The following is a 17134-nucleotide window of genomic DNA, read 5'->3' as shown; positions in this document are numbered from 1 at the left end:
TTTGCCGGCCGGACGTGCCGATTGCCGTCCGTGCCTAAGGCGCATCCACCCCAACCACGCACGCCACAATCCGCTCATCCGCCGGCCGCTGCGCCGGAAAAGCACGAGAGAATTCCTCCACAACGCGAGGCAGCAGCGTCGCCTCAGCCGCAATCAGATCCTTGCGAATATCCCTTAGCAGGAGAGGCTTGCGCCGCCCCCGCTCCTGCAATTTCTGATACCAGACGGGCCGAATCAGATCCAGCCAGCGGGCGGAGAGTTCCTCCCAGTCCGGCTGGTCGCCGGCGGTGGGTTCTTCGAGGAGCCGGAGGAGGGCGGTCAGGGTGTCGACCTCGCGCTGGGCGCTCCGGGAGGCGGCCGATTCGCGGTAGGCGGCGAGCACGTGGTGCATCTCCTCCAGCGCGCGTTTCTTGCGACGGGATAGCAGGCTGCGCTCGGCCATCGCGAGACGCTCGAGGAAGTGCTGGAGCAGGGCTTCGGCGCGGGGCGGGATATCGGAGAGGTCCCGAGTGTCCGCGCCCAATCGCTCTCGCAGCCGTTCGGCGATATGGAAGAGATCGGTGACGGGCTCCTCGTCGCGCCCCGGCAGCAGGATCCATCGCGGCACGCCGGTGGCATCCCTTGTACAGAAGAACGCCCAGGGTTCGTCCGTGCTGACCAGACTGACCCGCGAAAGGACTCGAGCGGATACGGCCGTGTACTCGTCGTACAGCGTGTCGGGGATCAGCGCCGTGTCTCCCGAGATCAGGGACCGGACGGGGGAGAACGCGTCGTCGATGCCGTCCCAGCTGCCGGCCCGTGTCTCGAATTCGCGGATGGCCTGCCGGGCCGTGAATGTGCCGGAGCGCCCGCGGATGGATTCCGGCAGCGGCATGTTGGAGCCGAGGAGGTTGTCGACCGTGTCGTAGCGTTCGATAAAGCGTTCGTCTGCCCGCAGCGCGAATTCCGCGGCGTCTTCCGGCCACCAGGCATGGATGGCGTCGTGGGGGCTGTCCAGGCGGTCGATGCGCCCGGCCCGTTGCTCGGCGATGCGGACGACGCTCGGCATGTCCAGGTGCACGAGCGCCTGTGCGCGCTGCAGGTTCACGCCCTCTGCAATGCTGTCTGAGCACAGGCCGATGGTCGGCCTTGGGTCGTCGCTCTTGGGCGAGAATGCACGCAGCAGCGCGCTGCGGTCCGACTGGGTGTCGCCCGTGGCCACCAGGATGCGCGGGCCGGGTTCCAGGTTCTCCAGCAGCATGCGGATCACGGCCAACGTGATGGGCCGGCTGTCGAAGGCGAGGATGTACTCGAAACGGTTCGAGAGTTCGGCGAGTCGCTGGACCTTCGCATGTTCGCGCTTTGCCGAGATGGTCTCGGCGATGGCGGCAATCTCCCGGTAGATGGCGATCTCTTCCTCGCAGGCCCTGCGGTGGGCTTTCTTATCGGCGAGCCAGTCCGGCAGGGGAATCGAGAGCCGGGAGCGCGGCGGGTGGCCCGCCGCATCTTCGACCCGGCCGATGACGTCCCCGGTGCGCGTGTTCTTGGTGAAGCCTTCGAGGTTCGCGCGGGCTGCCGCCGCGTCGGTGCCGAGGAGATGCTCGAACAGCGCGGCGCGCGAGGAGCGCAGTGCGCTCATCACACTGTACTGGGCGAGCTTGTTGGCACCGCGCAGCCGGCCGGCGAGGAAGCGCTCCTCGGTCATCCCCCGGCGCTTCAAGGGCGCCGGCAGTTTGATGTCTCGGCGGAACCAGAGCACGCCTTTGAGATTGTCGGTGAGTTCGCGGATGCGCTGGGCCTTGTCCCGGTCCTCCGGCGATTCGTTCAGCGGGTAGGTGCTGGCGCGGTGTTTGGGAAAGCGGCAAGGGCGGCCGCGGGCGTCGGTGTAGGCCTCCGGCTGCTTGGCGATCAGCTGGTTCAGCATGCGCTTCGTGCGGCGCACCGTGAATTTCGCGATCTCGCGGCGGAGCTCGGCAATCTCCTCCTCCGAGAGCGTGCGTGAGAGCGAGCGCGCGCCGAGCATGCGGCCGAAGGCCTCGACGGTGGAATCGTCCAGGTTGTCTGCGCCCAGCATGTCGGCGATGCGCAGGAGGTCCACGGCGCTGCGGTTGATGGGCGTGGCGGTGAAGAGCGCCACGTGGTCGGCCATGTTGCGCAGCAGCTGCTGAGTGCGGTTGGACGTGAAGTTGAGGAAGTTGTGGCCCTCGTCCACGCACAGCATCTGCGCGCGGCGGAGATTGGTGAGCAGGGTATCGCTCGGATCGTTGCTCGCACGGCTCAGCTTGCCGTGGGAGAAGACGTCCAGGTGCACGCTGGCCCGGGCGCTCTCGTCCTGCCATTCCTCCATGACCGCCGGCGGACAGATCAGCAGCACTTTGCCGCGGCGAAGCCGATTGGAGGCGATGATCTCGTGCATCTTGGCGCCGATCAGGTGCACGCCGGTACGGGTCTTGCCGGAGCCGGTGGCATCGGCGATCAGCACGCTGCCCCGCTCCTTCAGGATGTAGAGGGCCTGCGCAATACCGCTGCGCTGGGACGGCCAGAGGGAGGCGTCACCCGGCAGGTACTCGCCGCGGAGATAGCGCTGCGCCCATTCGGCCTCCAGCAGCTCCGCGGCGGCGCGGGCCAGGGCCTCCTGCCAGGTGACCAGGCGCAGCAGTTGCTCAAGGAGCGCGATGAGTTCGTCGTTGTAGTCTCGGCCCAGCGCCCAGTATTGCTCTGCGATGTCGACGGTCTCCTGGTAGCGCCGGTTCTCTTCCCGGGCGCCGCGGTCGCGGGTGTCGTCGCGGCACTCGAAGCGCACGTTCGCCTCCAGCTGGTGACGGAGGCCGGAATCACTGAAGTTGCTGGAACCGAGCGCCGCGGCGGAGTCGCCGACATAGATCTTGGCATGCAGGCGCCAGCCGCCGCGGGACAGGTGGCGGGCGCGGACGGCGCCCGTGCGCAGGCGCTCGATGGTGAGCAGGAGCTTCGCGCTCAGGCGCACCGAGATGCCGCGCTCGAGCCAGTAGTCGCGTATCTCTTCCGGCAGCTCGCGGTCGGCCAGGGTGAAGGAATCCCGGCGGGACTCGAAGGGCTCGGTGCCGAACAGAACCCGGATCTCCTCGCATCGGTCGGCGGTGGCGACGAAGTCGATGATGCGGTCCAGGGTGGAGTAGCCAGTGACGATGAGTGGCCGGCGGGACTCGGCGAGGTCGCGCAGGACGGTGTCGGCTACACGTGCGGCGTCATGGTTGAGGGGGAAGCGGGCCGCGGGCGGCCAGTCGCCAGCGAGGGCGCTCGATGCCGGTGTCGCGAAGAGGTCGGCGGTTTGGGGTTTTTTGTTGGGCAAGGGCGAATCACTGTTGGTACTGGGGGCTATTGTGCCATCAGGTGTCTATAGCTCCCCGGTGAGCCAGAAGGCATCGGCGTCGCCGCCGATGTTGGCATTGCCGTAGTCGATCTAGCGACGCACCGGCTGAACCGAACAGCTGGTGAGCCTCGTTCAAATGTGTTACAAAACCTCGGACAAATCGTGAATGTGTCCGATTTTTTGTAACACTCTCGATGGCTATTCCAACCCAACAAGATCGCCTGATTCAACTCCTTCAGGAGCAGCCGCTGATGCGTGCCCGCGACCTGCGGGAGGAGGGGATTGCTGCCTCCACGATTGCCCGTGCTGTCCGGGCTGGCACGGTCGTTCGTGCGGCGAGAGGGCTCTACCAGCTACCCGATAGCGAGCTGGATCTGGAATCCACGCTGGCGGAGGCGTCAAAGCGCGTGCCCAGAGGCGTGATCTGCATGATCTCGGCACTGGCCTTCCATCAACTGACCGACCAGATGCCGCGCAAGGTCTGGATGGCCATAGGTGCCAGGGACTGGGAACCGTCTGTTGAGTATCCGCCGCTTCGCATCGTCCGTTTTCGCTCTCCGTACCTCGAGTACGGCATCGAGAGGCACGTCATATCGGGAGTCGACGTGCCGGTCTATTCGATTCCCAAGTCACTGGCGGATGCCTTTCGAAGTCGACGGTTTGTCGAGCGGTCCGTGGCCATAGAGTGCCTCCGCAACGCGGTAGAAGAGCGCAAAGCGACGCCGGCCGAGATCGCACAGGCGGCCAGGGACTGCGGCGCCTGGAAACAGATGCAGCCGTACCTGGAAGCGATAACCGCGAATGGCTAACAGCGTGAACAATTCGCCTGCTTCTGTGAGACAGCGGCTGCTGAACCTCGCTCGTGAGAAAGGCCGGGTATTCGATGTAGTGCTTGTCACCTACGGGCTCGAACGTCTGATGTACCGCTTGTCCCTCTCCGAGCACCGGGATTCATTCGTGCTGAAGGGCGGCATGCTGGTGACGTTCTGGACCGGAGATCAAAACCGGGTGACCCGCGATGCCGATTTTCTCGGTTTCGGGGAGGCGTCGGAGGAGCGCCTGATCTCTGTATTCTCGGAGGTAATGAGCCAGCAGGTAGACGATGGGCTGGTTTACGACATCGACAGGCTCACTGCCCGCGCAATCCGCGAGCAGCAGCAATATGGCGGTATCCGCCTCAGGACAATCGCCAACCTCGGAAAGACACGAATCCCGATAGTGGTGGATGTCGGATTCGGCGATGTCACCGTCGCACCGCATCTCACGATAGAGTATCCAACGCTGCTGGATATGCCTGCGGTCAGCGTTCGGGCTTATCCGCCCGCCAGTGTCGTTGCCGAGAAGTTCCACGCGATCGTCACGCTGGGGCTCGTCAACAGTCGCATGAAGGACTATTACGATCTGTGGGCTATCCTGAATTCTCAGTCGATCGATGCGAAGGAGTTGGCGGATGCCATTGCCGCGACATTCTCCCGCAGGGAGACGGAGATTCCGGCAACCGTGCCGGCCGGCCTTTCAGATCAGTTCTTAACAGAGCCCCGGAAAGCGCAGCAGTGGGCTGCCTATGCCGCTTCGATCGGCGTTGAAGGATTGTCTCTCGAGCATGCGATAGATCTTATCTGGACCAGGCTGGCCCCGGCGTGTGAGCTACTCAAATCGTAGCTAGTTCCGCCGCGAGCTGGCGGAAGAGGGGGACAGCGCGCATGTTGATGGCCCGGCGCAGCGGCTGATCCCGGTCCCAGCCGGCGGGCCACCCGTCCTGGGCCGGGTAGCGCGCCGCGTTGTAGCGCATGACGGAGTCCGCATCCACGAGCAGGCCGGTCTCCAGGCCCAGGAGGGCGCTGGGGATCTTGTGCACAAGATGCCGAAAACCACATGGATTGCTTCGTCGACAATAACGCCCCCCGATCGTCCCACTGATGTCTGTCGTTACGTCGCCAGGCCGAGCTGCTCTATCGCAAAAGCGACCTCCGGTCGCAGCTTCCACGTCCAGTGGGCATCCTCACCGCTTCGATCTCCGGCCGTCGCCAGAGCAGAGGTGAATACGGGAGTTCCATCTGACCGTGTGTGTAGCTCGATGGGTAACATATCGTTCAGCATCTTGCCCACCGTTCCGTACTGAAGATTGGCTGAGCTGTAACCGGCGTAGCCCGCGGCCTTTGCCAACTGGGTAGCGGTCATCGTCTGGTCCGGTGCATAAAAGTGCGCCTTCAGCATGGCTAAATGACTGTCGGACAGACGGCTCAGGATCTTCCGGAAGGCCTCGATGTATTCCTCATGTTCCGGAGGCTTCGTGCGAGCCTTGAAGCGCTCATCGTGTTGTTGATCGACAAGGTCCTTCATGTCGCGGATTATCTCCTCGAGGCTCACTCCGGCGCAGGCATGGATCTGCTCCCTCCCTTTCCAAACGACACCTTTGCAATTGCCCGCCTGCTTCGCGGCTACGATCTCGTAGCCGCGGTAGGACTCTACGATGCGATCCTTGTTCATTGTGCTTTTCCCTATAGTGTGGGTGGATTGTAACGCGTGGCGGCAGTCAACAGTTCGCCGTTGCGTTTCAAGGAAGATCATGCGCAACGATCCGTCGAAGGCCCTTACGCCGTTACGAATCGACCGGGCTCGACGGGTTGTTCGAAGAAGAGATCTGCCTGATACCCCGGCATCGAGGAAATCGTGAGCAGCCCCAGAATTCGCTTCCCTCGCTTTTCCCTTTCCGAGCCTTCCGCAAGATCATACGCTGGCCGCACATCGGGCAAAGCGGCTCATCCGGGGTGACGGTTAGCGTAGGTTCCCGCCGAACGGTTCGGCCTTCTTTGTGCTCGGTCAAAATTTTCGCGATCTCTCTGACGCGGCTTGTGCTTAGTAGTAAGTCTCGATGGGACCGGATATAGGAGCACAGTGCTGATAGGTGAACGACGTTACTGGGCAGGTCAGTCTTGAACTTGGAGTTGCCGACAAATACGACGACCGAGTGGACGCATCGCGGGCGGAGTGACAGGAATGACTCGACCGCTTTCGTATGCTTGAAATTTTGCCGCAGGGGATTCTGGAAGCGGTGCTTGCGGCGATAGATGACCTGGGTCCATCGCGGTGATTTGGCGTCGCCGAAAATCCACCCTGAGTAATTTTTGGTTTCGATAACGAAGATGCCGTATCTGGATACGACAAGGTGATCGATCTGGGTCGGCCCGAAAGCCGTGGGGAGTGTGACGTCGTGACAGAATGCGTATTCTCCGGACGGCAGCTTGCGGCGGAGGACCTTGTTGACTCGACGTTCACCGCGGGCACCAATAGTCGTAGGCGACCGAAGGTAAGCCCGGATTGCGGCTAACAGAACAAATACGATGAGGGCTAGGGTGAGTAAGTCCAACTCAAAGGGGTTCTGGCAGCAGAGGGGCCTTTGAGAGTAGCAAAGCGTCGATTTACTGCTGTAATCCCTGTCTCATAATTGGGCAGGCAGTTCAGTCTGCTATTCGCTGAAGCCGCCCCTGCCTGCTGCTAGCTGCTTCTTCAGCAACGCGACGAATTCCTGACGTTTCTGCCGCATTGCCTGATAACTCTCGGCCTCGGTCCAGAATGCGAAGACACTGATCGCGCCGTCGCTTTCCGCCCACCCGACCTGCCACCCGAGGAAACCTTTCGCCCCCTCGTCCTCGATTCGCCCACTCCCGGTCTTCGTATAGAGCACAACCCCCGGCGCAACCTCCCGCCCCAACGCATCCCTGATCGCCGCAACCGACTCCGCCGACACGCCCAGGCGCCCGCTTGCGAGCCGCGTCAGAAACCCCACCTGCTCCACCGCACTGATCCGCAGATCCCCGGTGAGCCAGAAGGCATCGGCCTCGCCGCCGATGTCGGCATTGCCGTAGTCGATGTCGCTGAGGAAAGCCTGCATGCGTGCCGGGCCGATGTCCGTCGCGAGCTGGCGGAAGAGGGGGACAGCGCTCATGTTGATGGCCCGGCGCAGCGGCTGATCCCGGTCCCAGCCGGCGGGCCACCCTTCCTGGGCCGGATAACGCGCCGCGTTGTAGCGCATGACGGAGTCCGCGTCCGCGAGCAGGCCGGTCTCCAGGCCGAGCAGGGCGCTGGGGATCTTGAACGTGGAATAGGGCCGGCGCGGCTCGTTGCAGCGGTCGGGATTGCTCACGTATTCACTGCCGCTCTCGAGTTCGTGGACGACGAGACAGACGTCGTCGCGGTCGGCGTAGGAGGGCCAGTCGGCGGCGGCCGGGGTGGCGAGGAGGGTGAGGGCCAGGGTGAGGAGGGTGATTGGGTGGTGTGTGGGCATGGGGGTTACCGGCTGGAGGTGCGTCAGCAGTCTAGCGTAGGAGGGGCTTTAGCCCCGATGGAGGTCCCCGCACCAGAGCGCCTGAGTGCGCGATTATGCTGCGTTCTCTGGTCTTTCTTAACAGATTGCCAAAGTTTGTCTTTCCTTCGTGATCTCGCAGTTCAGATATACTGCGCTACATGGGAACACCGCTCATCGACATCGAAAAGCTGGATACGGACGAGCGCCTCGAGCTCATCGAGGAGCTCTGGGAAAGCCTCTGCGCGAATCCGGAAGCGATTCCTGTCTCTGAAGAACAAAAGAAAGAGCTGGATCGTCGGCTCGCCAGAATGGAGGCGGACGAGGCGGCGGGAATTTCCTGGGAAACCGTTCGCGAAAGGATACAGGGCCGGCTCGAGTGAGACCGTTGGAGCTGCGGCCGGAAGCCGCGGCGGATATAGAGCAGGCTGCCCTTTGGTATGAAGAGAAGAGGACTGGCTGCGGCTCGGAGTTCCTTTCGGCGGTTAGCGAAGCGCTCGAGCTGATACAGGACCATCCTGAAGGCTTTCCCCGCGTTTATCGCGGCTTGCGTCGAGTGCTACTGCGTAGATTCCCGTACGGGATCTATTACCGATCCAGTTCGGTGGGTACGGTCGTCCTAGCGTGCATGCATGGTAGACGAGCACCCCGGCGGTGGATGACGAGGCTGCTCGCCCGTTAGTCTGCGACCGGTCCGCTCTCGCGCCAGAGATCGGAGCCCCGGCGATTTAGCAACTTGTCGATCAGCCGTTCGATCTGCTCGCGCGTGTCCTCGTCCCGTGCACGCTGGTCCTCGAGCGCCATGCTGTGGGAGACGGCGCCCAAGTGCCGTTCCGCCAGCTCGCGGGCACGCTTTTCCACCTGGGCTTCGAGAGATTCGTGAGGGATGAGGGCGTAGACCAGACGGCAGTTCAGTGCCTCGGCCGCCCGCTCCAGCGATTCCATCGTGATCTTGCCGGTGAGTTCCGCCTGCTCGACATTGACGGCGCGGGGCTGGCTCACGCCCATGCGCCGCCCGAACTGTGCGGTGGTCATGCCGAGGGATTCGCGGATGGCCTTGATCCAGCCGCGTTCGGGGCGTTCGGAAATGGCTGAATTCCTGATGGAATCCAGCTTTCTGTCGAGGTTCTTGCGCGCTCTGGCTCGTTCTTGCGGGCCCATTTTCGATAATCCAAAGGTTATGATCTAGAGCATAAAATATAATATAAAAATTATTACTTAAGTGATCGATAGTACTTTTCGTGCGGTTTCAGGAGAGCTACAGGAGCCTAAATCATACGATATAGCGTATAGAATAGTTTTATTCGTTTTAACGTATAATATTTATTAATACGCTAAACCGTATGGCATTGAACGCAGAGTCCTCGCCATGCCCCAATCCGCCCGCAACACCTCACAAATCGGCGCCGCCATCCGCCGCGCCCGCCGCCAGTCACGTCTGACCCAGGCGGACCTTGGCGCGAAGACGGGCCTGCGACAGGCCACCATCTCCGACCTGGAACGCGGCGAGGGCGACGTGCGGCTCAGCACCCTGCTCGAAGTGCTCGCGGCGCTGGGGCTGGAACTGACCATCGACGAACGGGGCCGGGCGTCGGCCGAGCGTCTCGAAGATCTCTTCTGATGCCGCGGAAGCGCACTCGCATTCCCCTCGGCGTCTGGTTGAACGGCCGTCCGGTGGGGCAGCTTCGCCGGGCGCCTTCCGGGGCCATCGATTTCCACTACGCCGGGGAGTGGCTCGACTGGCAGCACGCCTTCCCGGTCTCCCTGTCATTGCCGTTGCGGGAGGATCCGTACGTCGGCGATCCGGTCGTCGCGGTGTTCGACAATCTGCTGCCGGACAACGGTGACGTGCGGGCTGCGGTGGCGGCGCGGACCGGCGCCGAGGGTACCGACGCCTACAGTCTGCTGGCCGCGATCGGCCGGGATTGCGTCGGTGCATTGCAGTTTCTGCCGGAGGGGCAGGAGCCGCCGAAGGCCGGTGCCGTCGAGGCCGAGCCCATCAGCGATGAGGAGATCGCGGACCGGCTGAGGAATCTCTCCGTCGCGCCGCTGGGGTTGGGCGACGACGAGGCGTTCCGCATCTCGATCCCCGGCGTGCAGGAGAAGACTGCGCTGTTCTACTGGCGGAATCGCTGGCATGTGCCGCTCGGCGCCTCGCCCACCACGCACATCCTGAAGCCGCAGATCGGGTTGCATCAGGGCCGTGACCTGACCCGCAGCGTCAAGAACGAGCATCTCTGCCTGCGTCTGCTCGAGGCGATGGGCCTGCCGGTCGCGCATACGGAGATCGTCGACTTCGCGGGAGTGAGGGCGCTGGTCGTCGAGCGCTTCGACCGCCTCTGGACCCGGGACGGCCGCCTGCTGCGCAGGCCGCAGGAGGATCTCTGTCAGGCGCTTTCCGTTCCGGCTTTTCGCAAGTACGAGAACCGGGGCGGACCGGGTATCACGGATATCCTGGAATTGCTGAAGTCGAGCGACCAGCCCGAGGAGGACCGCCGTCTGTTCATGCAGGCGCAGATCGCTTTCTGGCTGCTGGCGGCCACCGACGGCCACGCCAAGAATTTCAGCGTGTTTCTCTTCCCGTCGGGTGGCTTCCGGCTGACGCCGCTGTACGACGTGATGTCCACGCAGCCGCTCGCCGACCGCGGACAGCTGAGTCACGGGCAGATGGAGCTGTCGATGGCGGTGGGCAAGAACCGCCACTACCGACTGGATCGGATCACGCCGAAGCACTTTATCGAGACGGCGACGGCGGCGGGTATGCCGGTCGGGGCCGTGGAAGGCGTCTTCGATGAGCTGGCGGAGAAACTGCCTGCGGCGGTGGAAGAGGTGGCCAACACCCTGCCCGCCGATTTCCCGCCCGAGTTGTTCGCCTCAATAACAACCGCCGCCCTGCGTAGGAGGGCCTTCAGGCCCGATCCCAACGTGGGAGGGCCTTCAGGCCCGACGGTTGATCGCGGCTGAAGCCGCTCCTACAGCGCTACCGCTGTTCCGGGAACAATCCCGGCATCCAGCGGGATGCCAACCTGGCGGGGAAAGCCACACGTAGCGGCGACCTGGGCGACTGCGAAGTGATGACACCATGCCTGGTGAGACCGGCGACGACGCGATTGGCCGTGCGTTCGCTCGTGCCGATACGCTCCGGGACTTCACCGCGGGGAAGTTCTCCACAATAGAGGATGGCTTCCAGCAGCGGGCCTGCCTTTTCGTGCAGCGTGCCGAGTTCCACTTCCTCCCGCACCCAGAGTCTCATCCGGGTATGCAGCTTCTCCGGCTGTACCAGGTCTTCCATGAATCGCACCTGATCGAGGCAGGTGGTGAGGAAGAACTCCGTGAACTCCGCCAGCGCTTCTTCGCTGAGGTCGCCTCTGCCGTCGAGATCGTTGCGCCGCGTGTTGTCGCAGTTGGCCAGGTGCCGCTTGTAGTCATCGACATTGCGCGCCAGACCACGCGCGATCGACCATGCGCCTCCCGTGTCCAGGGTACGGAGCAGCGTGGCGTAGGACATCAGGCGCATGACGCGGCCGTTGCCATCCGGGAAGGGGTGGATCCAGGCGAGGCGGTGATGTGCCGCGGCGGCCGCCAGGAGGGTCTCTGCGGTGCCGAGGTGACTGTAGACCTCTTCGAAACGGTGCATGAAGCGCGGCAGCGCGCCGGGGCTGACGGGGATATGCCGCCCGACCTCGACGTCATGCTCCCGGAGTTTCCCGGGAATGACGCGCAGCGGTTCGCCGGTTTCCGGATGAGCGACGACCAGCAGTTCGTCGGGCAGCAGCTCGCAGAACCGGCGGTGAATTTGGCAGATGGCTTGCTTCGTGGTGGCAGGGCCTTCGAGTCCCCCCTGGTCGATCCATTGCTGCACCGTAACGTGGGCCTCGGCCTCCAGCTGGAGGTTGCGCTTGTACGGATCTTCGCTGTAGTCCTGCCTGAGGGCCCGCTCGATGTCGACCGGGTGGGTATCGTGGCCCTCGATGAGATTGCTGTAGTAGCAGTTCATTGCACGGACCAGATCGGCGAGTGCGGTCATCACCCCGTCCGGCAGGCTGCGCCGGAAGCCGGCGGACGCGGCCGCAAGCTCCATCGCGAGGTCATTCAGCCCGGGCCGATGCCGCGACCCGGCGGAGAGCACCAGAGGCTCCATGAGGTCCGTGTTTTCGCCTCGGTCGTCTTTACCGGCCGCCGCTTTGGCGGAATCTATGTCGGCTTTTTTGTCACTCATAAACGCAATATTAACAGTGCTTTAAAATATTAGCAGCTCCAAAACTGGCGGGTATTTTGGCGGATTACAGGGCGGCAACCAACTCTCGAGCCGCGCGGATCTCCTGAATCAGGAATTCCCCACGATCGATCGGGAGAACCATGCCCCCGTCGCGAAGTACATGGCCGGCTTCGCGGTGGTGCGGCCTCTGCCCTAGTCGTTCGGCCGCTGATCATCGGCGGCCTGCCCCCGCATGAATTCCTCGTGCCGCTCGACGATGCGCGGCCACAGGTCGCGGACCTCGGGCACGTCCAGGTGGAACTGCCTCGCGAGGGTGTGCAGCAGGTCGTCCGCGCTGTCGATCAACCGCTCCTCGCTGCCGCGCGGGCCGATCTCGCTGAGCACGCGGCCGCGCAGCGTGCGGTGGGCGTCGGGCAGGCGGATCTGGGCCACGAGGCTCCTGACGAAGCCGGAGGTCGGGTCGCTCTGCAGGTAGTCGCAGCGGCGGGCGAGTGCGTCTTCGTCGCCGGGGACGGACTCGAAGTCGAACGTGAATTCGCCCTCGCCGGCGTCCTCGTGGAATTGCCAGTGGCCGTGTGCCAGGCGGCGGAGGCCGAGGTGGAACGGCGGCTGGGAATGGGTGGTCTCGGCCAGTTCGATGGGCTCGAGGAGGCTGCCGCCGAAGCCCACGTCGGCGAGGAAGCGGCGGCCGGGGGCGTCTTCGGTCTCGATGAGCAGGGCGAGGTGGTTGGCGGCGGAGATGTCTTCGCGGCCCTCGCGCATGACCGCGCCGGCGATGCGGGTGACGCCGAAGCCGATCGTCGCGAGCACCGCGCCGAAGAGGCCGTTCTGCTCGTAGCACCAGCCGCCGCGTTTGTTGTGGACGATCTTGTCGAAGGCGGCGCCCGGGTCGAGGGTGAGGCGGCGGCCGAGCTGGACGTCGAGGTTCTCGAACGGGACGGCGAGGGCGTGGTGGCGGAGGAGGGCTCGCAAGGTGGCGAGGGTCGGGGTCACGGGGCCCGGGTAGCCGATGCGGTCGAGGTAGGGCTGGAGGTGCATGACGGGATTCCGTGACTTCGCCGGTTTCTGCGGGTGCAGCAAGGCGCATTTCTGCACGATTCGGCTAGAAAACGGAAGGGCTGGGCGCTGCCAGCTGGATATAATTACAGTAACGGTCAGCAGCCCAGGGAGGGGCCGCTATGTTGCAGGAGGCGGCAATTGCCGGTGATTTCGACGACGATCGCGGCGCGAGGAACGACGAAAGTGGGAGCGGCTTCAGCCGCGACACCCGGGCCGACCCCGGAACCGACGGCGACCTTCAGGGCCGCGCCCGCTACGCCGCCGGCGAGAAACTCGGCGCCGAGATCACCGCTCTGTGCGGCAACATCTACGCGAAGACCTACCGGCTGCTGGAGCTGATCCGCGAGTTCGACGAGAAGGGCTACTGGGAGCTGCCCGGCCTCTGCTCCACCGCCCACTGGCTGAACTGGCAATGCGGCATCGGCATGAACGCCGCGCGGGAGAAGGTCCGCGTGGCCCGCGCGCTCGCCGACCTCCCGAAGATCTCCGAGGCCTTCCGCAAGGGCGAGGTCTCGTACTCGACGGTCCGCGCCATGACCCGAGTGGCGGACGCCGAAAACGAGGACTACCTCCTCAACATCGCCCACCACGGCACCGCCTACCACGTGGAAGGTATCGTCGCGAAATACCGCCGCGCCAAACGCCTCCAGGACGCCGAAAACGCCAACTTCCAATACGAGATGCGCACCGTCGATCACTACTACGATGACGACGGCGCCCTCGTACTGAAAGCGAGACTACCGGCCGAGGTCGGCGCCTTGGTAATGAAGGCCCTGGACCAGGCCATGGACCGCCAATTCAATGTGGGAGGGGATTCATCCCCGATTGTAGGAGGGCCTTCAGGCCCGACTGCGGGAGCGGCTTCTGTGGGAGCGGCTTCAGCCGCGACAGACGTTTCCGCTGAAACACCAGTCCCCGACCCCGAACCCACCCGCTACACCTACGGCCAACGCCGCGCCGACGCCCTCGCCGAGCTCGCCGAGGCGTACCTCGCCAACGGTGCCACCGATTCATCGGCGGCAGACCGCTACCAGGTGGTCGTCCACGTGTCGGAATCGGCCCTGAAGGGCCTCCTACAGGATAATCACGGTCCCGACGTCTCCCACGTCGAAAACGCCCACCACGTTTCCGCTGAAACATCCCGACGCCTGGCCTGCGACTGCTCCGTCCTCGGCCTGGTCGAGGACGCCGACGGCGAACCCCTCTCCATCGGTCGCAAATCCCGCTCCATCCCGCCGGCCATCCGACGCGCGCTGCGCATCCGCGACAAGGGCTGCCGCTTCCCCGGCTGCACCCGCACCGCATACCTCGACGGCCACCACATCCACCACTGGTCCGACGGCGGCGAGACCAGCCTCGACAACCTCGTCCTGCTATGCCGCCACCATCACCGCCTGGTCCACGAAGGCGGCTTCGCCTGCGAGAAGTCCGCAGAAGGCGAGATCGTCTTCCGTGACGCCCGCCGAAAACGCCTGGACCGCTACGCCCGCCTCACCCCCGAGGACGAACGCCGCGCCTTCGACCTCTGGCTCGAACGCGAGATGCGCGATCTCGGCATCACCTCGCAGACCTGCGTCACCCGGTGGGAGGGGGAGCGCATGGACTGGGATCTGGGGGTCGGGAATCTGTTCCCGCGGGAGGCCGTCCCGACGTGACACGCAGTAGTCTTTATCGAACCGATATGTAAATATATCGTACATACAAAAGCAATATGCTAACGTTCGAATGGAATCGGGCAAAGTCGCGAGCGAATGCGCCCAAACATGGTGTCACCTTCGATGAAACCGGAATACGACTTTTCAAAGATGAAGTCGCGCAAGAACCCTTACGCGGCCAAGTTGAAACGCCAGGTCACGATCCGACTCGGCGAAGACGTCATCGACTATTTCAAGGCGATGTCCGAGGAGACCGGAATCCCCTATCAGAGCCTCATCAATCTCTACCTCCGCGACTGCATGGAGCAGGGCCGGAAGCTCGAGATGGACTGGCGCTAGCCGGCTTAGCTCCTCACGAACGGCAACCGATACGTCCTCTCACCCGTCGCCGCGAACACCGCATTCGCCACCGCCGGCGCCAGCGGCGGCACGCCGGGCTCACCGACGCCGGTCGGCGCCTCGCCGGACTGGACGATGTGCACCTCCACCTGCGGCATCTCGTCGATGCGCAGCGGGCGGTAGTTGTCGAAGTTGTCCTGCTGCACTTTGCCGTCCTCGAGGGTGATCTCTTCGCGCAGCGCGGCTGACAGTGCGTAGGCGATACCGCCTTCCATCTGCGCCCGGATGACGTCCGGGTTGATGGCGATACCGCAGTCGACGGCGCAGACGACACGGTCGACGCTGAAGCTGCCGTCGTCTTTGATGGTGACGTCGGCGACCTCCGCCACGTAGGTGCCGAAGGATTTATGCACCGCGACGCCGCGGCCGCGGTTCGGGCCGAGGTCTTCGCCCCAGCCGGCCTTTTCGGCGGCGAGTTCGAGGACGCCGAGGTGGCGCGGGTGTTCGGTGAGCAGTTCGCGGCGGAGATCGACCGGGTCGCGTCCGGCCGCGGCGGCGAGTTCGTCGATGAAGACTTCGGTGACGAAGGCGTTCTGGGTGTGGCCGACGGAGCGCCACCAGAGCGTGGGCACGCCATTGTCGAACGGATGCCAGTCCACCCGCAGGTTGGGGATGGTGTAGGGCAGGTCACGAGAGCCCTCCACGGCGGAGGGGTCGAGGCCGTCCTGGATCATGCCGTCGAACAGGGTGCCACGCATGAAGGACTGGATGACGGCCTGATGCCGCCAGGCCGCCGGCTTCCCGTCGGCATCCAGCGCGCCTTCCAGCACGTGGTAGCTCATGGGCCGGTAGCGGCCGGCGCGCATGTCGTCCTCGCGGGTCCAGATGAGCTTGACCGGTGCACGTCCGTCGATGGCCTTGGCCACGGAGACGGCGTCGGCCACGTAGTCGGAGTCCGGCACGGCGCGGCGGCCGAAGCTGCCGCCGGCGAAGAGGGTGTTGATCTCCACTTGCTCCGGCTGCAGTCCGAGGATGCCGGCCGCGATGTTCTGGTCGAGGGTCTGGATCTGGGAGCCGGTCCAGATGCGGCAGCCGCCGTCGGCGAGCTCGACCACGCAGTCCATCGGCTCCATGGTGGCGTGGGCCAGAAACGGCAGGCGGTATTCGCGGCGGATGACGGTCTCGGCCGAGGCCAGCGCGGCCGGCGCGTCGCCGTCGTTGCGGGCGACCAGGCCGTCTTCGCCAGCCTTCGCCTCGTACTCGGCGAAGAGCTCCTCGGAGCCGCGCTTCTCGGCAGCCGATTCGTCCCACTCGACGGTGAGCGCCTCGCGGCCCTTCAGCGCGGACCAGTAGCTCTCCGCCACCACGGCGACGCCGCGCGGGATCTCGACCACGTCGGTGACGCCGGCCACCGCTTTGGCCTCGGTGGCGTCGAAGGATTTCACCTTCGCGCCGAAGCGGGGCGGATGGGCGACCAGCGCGACGAGCATGCCCGGGCGCGTGAGGTCCATGGTGAACTCGAGGCTGCCGTCGGTCTTGGCGGCCGAGTCCAGCCGCGGCACCTTCGTGCCGATAAGGGTGAAGTCGGCCGGATCCTTCAGCGGCGGGTCTTCCGGCGGCGTGATGTCGGCGGCGGCGACGGCGAGTTCGCCGAAGGTGGCGCTGCGGCCGGAGGCCTCGTGGGTGAGCACGCCTCCCTTCACCGTGATCTCGCCTGCCGGCACATCCCAACGCGCCGCGGCGGCGCCCACCAGCATGGCCTTCGCGCCCGCGGCCGCCTTGCGCAGCTGCATCCACGAGTTGGCCACCGAGGTGGATCCGCCCGTGCCCTGCATGGGCCCGAAGGCGAGGTTGTTGTAGAGCTCCACGTTCGCCGGCGCGAACTCGGCCTGCATCTGCGACCAGGCGGCGTCGAGTTCCTCGGCCACGATGGTGGGCAGGCCGGTGGTGACGCCCTGGCCCTTGTCGAGGTGTTTGACGATCACCGCCACCGTGTTATCGGTGCCGATGCGGATGAACGGCCCGGTCGCGATCTCTTCGGTGGCGGCGGCGGTGCCTGCAGCTGAACCGGCGGTGCCCGCGCCGGACCCGGTGGCGCTGCCCGGGCCCGCCTCCTCGCCGCGACCACAGCCGATCATGAAACCCGCGCCCGAGAGGCCGACCACCTTGAGGAAGGTGCGGCGGTCGAGGGCGGGACGGGGAAGTCTGTCGAAGCGTCCGAACAT

General features: G+C 64.6%; 17 protein-coding genes. 8 read left to right on the top strand and 9 right to left on the bottom strand.

Features of this window, described 5'->3' with window-relative positions; all coding sequences use genetic code 11:
- Nucleotides 1-34: 34 nt before the first annotated feature.
- A complete protein-coding gene (locus ACJMKX_RS14305) occupies nt 35-3310 on the bottom strand; it encodes an SNF2-related protein (RefSeq protein ID WP_405226808.1) in 3276 nt (1091 codons plus the stop codon).
- Between the two features lie 215 nt (nt 3311-3525).
- Here ACJMKX_RS14305 and ACJMKX_RS14300 point away from each other — a divergent pair, with 215 nt between their 5' ends.
- Nucleotides 3526-4140, top strand: a complete 615-nt coding sequence (locus ACJMKX_RS14300; protein ID WP_405226805.1) for a type IV toxin-antitoxin system AbiEi family antitoxin domain-containing protein — start codon at nt 3526-3528, stop codon at nt 4138-4140.
- A complete protein-coding gene (locus ACJMKX_RS14295; protein ID WP_405226803.1) occupies nt 4133-4993 on the top strand; it encodes a nucleotidyl transferase AbiEii/AbiGii toxin family protein in 861 nt (286 codons plus the stop codon). The genes ACJMKX_RS14300 and ACJMKX_RS14295 overlap by 8 nt, the downstream gene beginning before the upstream one ends.
- On the opposite strand, the gene ACJMKX_RS14290 is transcribed toward ACJMKX_RS14295, so the two are convergent.
- From ACJMKX_RS14290 to ACJMKX_RS14275, 4 genes are all read right to left on the bottom strand, one after another.
- The gene (locus ACJMKX_RS14290; RefSeq protein ID WP_405226800.1) at nt 4983-5189 is read right to left on the bottom strand and encodes a hypothetical protein; all 207 of its coding nucleotides are present in this window, start codon (nt 5187-5189) and stop codon (nt 4983-4985) included. The genes ACJMKX_RS14295 and ACJMKX_RS14290 overlap by 11 nt on opposite strands.
- Before the next feature lie 71 nt (nt 5190-5260).
- Nucleotides 5261-5821 carry a hypothetical protein gene (locus ACJMKX_RS14285; protein WP_405226797.1) on the bottom strand — a complete coding sequence of 187 codons (561 nt, stop codon included), beginning with the start codon at nt 5819-5821 and terminating at the stop codon, nt 5261-5263.
- A 112-nt stretch (nt 5822-5933) separates the two neighbouring features.
- On the bottom strand, nt 5934-6701 hold the full coding sequence (locus tag ACJMKX_RS14280) for a nuclease-related domain-containing protein (RefSeq protein WP_405226794.1): 768 nt from the start codon (nt 6699-6701) through the stop codon (nt 5934-5936).
- A 99-nt stretch (nt 6702-6800) separates the two neighbouring features.
- Nucleotides 6801-7619, bottom strand: coding sequence for a penicillin-binding transpeptidase domain-containing protein (locus tag ACJMKX_RS14275; protein WP_405226792.1), 819 nt, complete (start codon nt 7617-7619; stop codon nt 6801-6803).
- Between the two features lie 179 nt (nt 7620-7798).
- On the opposite strand from ACJMKX_RS14275, the gene ACJMKX_RS14270 reads away from it, so the two are divergent.
- Entirely contained in the window at nt 7799-8020 is a 222-nt protein-coding gene (locus tag ACJMKX_RS14270) for an addiction module protein (RefSeq protein ID WP_405226789.1), read from the top strand.
- Nucleotides 8017-8319 (top strand): type II toxin-antitoxin system RelE/ParE family toxin, encoded by a 303-nt coding sequence (locus tag ACJMKX_RS14265; RefSeq protein ID WP_405226786.1) that lies wholly within the window; start codon nt 8017-8019, stop codon nt 8317-8319. The genes ACJMKX_RS14270 and ACJMKX_RS14265 overlap by 4 nt, the downstream gene beginning before the upstream one ends.
- Here ACJMKX_RS14265 and ACJMKX_RS14260 read toward each other — a convergent pair.
- On the bottom strand, nt 8316-8798 hold the full coding sequence (locus ACJMKX_RS14260; RefSeq protein WP_405226783.1) for a mobile mystery protein A: 483 nt from the start codon (nt 8796-8798) through the stop codon (nt 8316-8318). The two genes, ACJMKX_RS14265 and ACJMKX_RS14260, sit on opposite strands and share 4 nt — an antisense overlap.
- 208 nt (nt 8799-9006) lie before the next feature.
- On the opposite strand from ACJMKX_RS14260, the gene ACJMKX_RS14255 reads away from it, so the two are divergent.
- Nucleotides 9007-9258, top strand: coding sequence for a helix-turn-helix domain-containing protein (locus ACJMKX_RS14255; RefSeq protein WP_405226780.1), 252 nt, complete (start codon nt 9007-9009; stop codon nt 9256-9258).
- Nucleotides 9258-10601 carry a type II toxin-antitoxin system HipA family toxin gene (locus ACJMKX_RS14250; RefSeq protein ID WP_405226778.1) on the top strand — a complete coding sequence of 448 codons (1344 nt, stop codon included), beginning with the start codon at nt 9258-9260 and terminating at the stop codon, nt 10599-10601. The genes ACJMKX_RS14255 and ACJMKX_RS14250 overlap by 1 nt, the downstream gene beginning before the upstream one ends.
- Nucleotides 10602-10617: 16 nt before the next feature.
- Here ACJMKX_RS14250 and ACJMKX_RS14245 read toward each other — a convergent pair whose 3' ends face one another.
- A complete protein-coding gene (locus ACJMKX_RS14245) occupies nt 10618-11856 on the bottom strand; it encodes a Fic family protein (RefSeq protein WP_405226775.1) in 1239 nt (412 codons plus the stop codon).
- 192 nt (nt 11857-12048) lie between these two features.
- On the bottom strand, nt 12049-12894 hold the full coding sequence (locus ACJMKX_RS14240; protein WP_405226772.1) for an arylamine N-acetyltransferase family protein: 846 nt from the start codon (nt 12892-12894) through the stop codon (nt 12049-12051).
- A gap of 140 nt (nt 12895-13034) precedes the next feature.
- Between ACJMKX_RS14240 and ACJMKX_RS14235 the strand changes: the two genes are divergently transcribed.
- Nucleotides 13035-14570 (top strand): HNH endonuclease signature motif containing protein, encoded by a 1536-nt coding sequence (locus ACJMKX_RS14235; protein ID WP_405226769.1) that lies wholly within the window; start codon nt 13035-13037, stop codon nt 14568-14570.
- A gap of 123 nt (nt 14571-14693) precedes the next feature.
- The gene (locus ACJMKX_RS14230; protein ID WP_405226766.1) at nt 14694-14909 is read left to right on the top strand and encodes a BrnA antitoxin family protein; all 216 of its coding nucleotides are present in this window, start codon (nt 14694-14696) and stop codon (nt 14907-14909) included.
- A 5-nt stretch (nt 14910-14914) separates the two neighbouring features.
- On the opposite strand, the gene ACJMKX_RS14225 is transcribed toward ACJMKX_RS14230, so the two are convergent.
- The gene (locus tag ACJMKX_RS14225) at nt 14915-17134 is read right to left on the bottom strand and encodes a xanthine dehydrogenase family protein molybdopterin-binding subunit (protein WP_405226763.1); all 2220 of its coding nucleotides are present in this window, start codon (nt 17132-17134) and stop codon (nt 14915-14917) included.

It is taken from the genome of Lentisalinibacter sediminis, from assembly GCF_040706615.1.
GTDB lineage: Bacteria > Pseudomonadota > Gammaproteobacteria > Steroidobacterales > Woeseiaceae > Lentisalinibacter > Lentisalinibacter sediminis.
The sequence above is the reverse complement of the archived record's forward strand: the minus strand, read 5'-3'. Positions and strand labels throughout refer to the sequence as shown.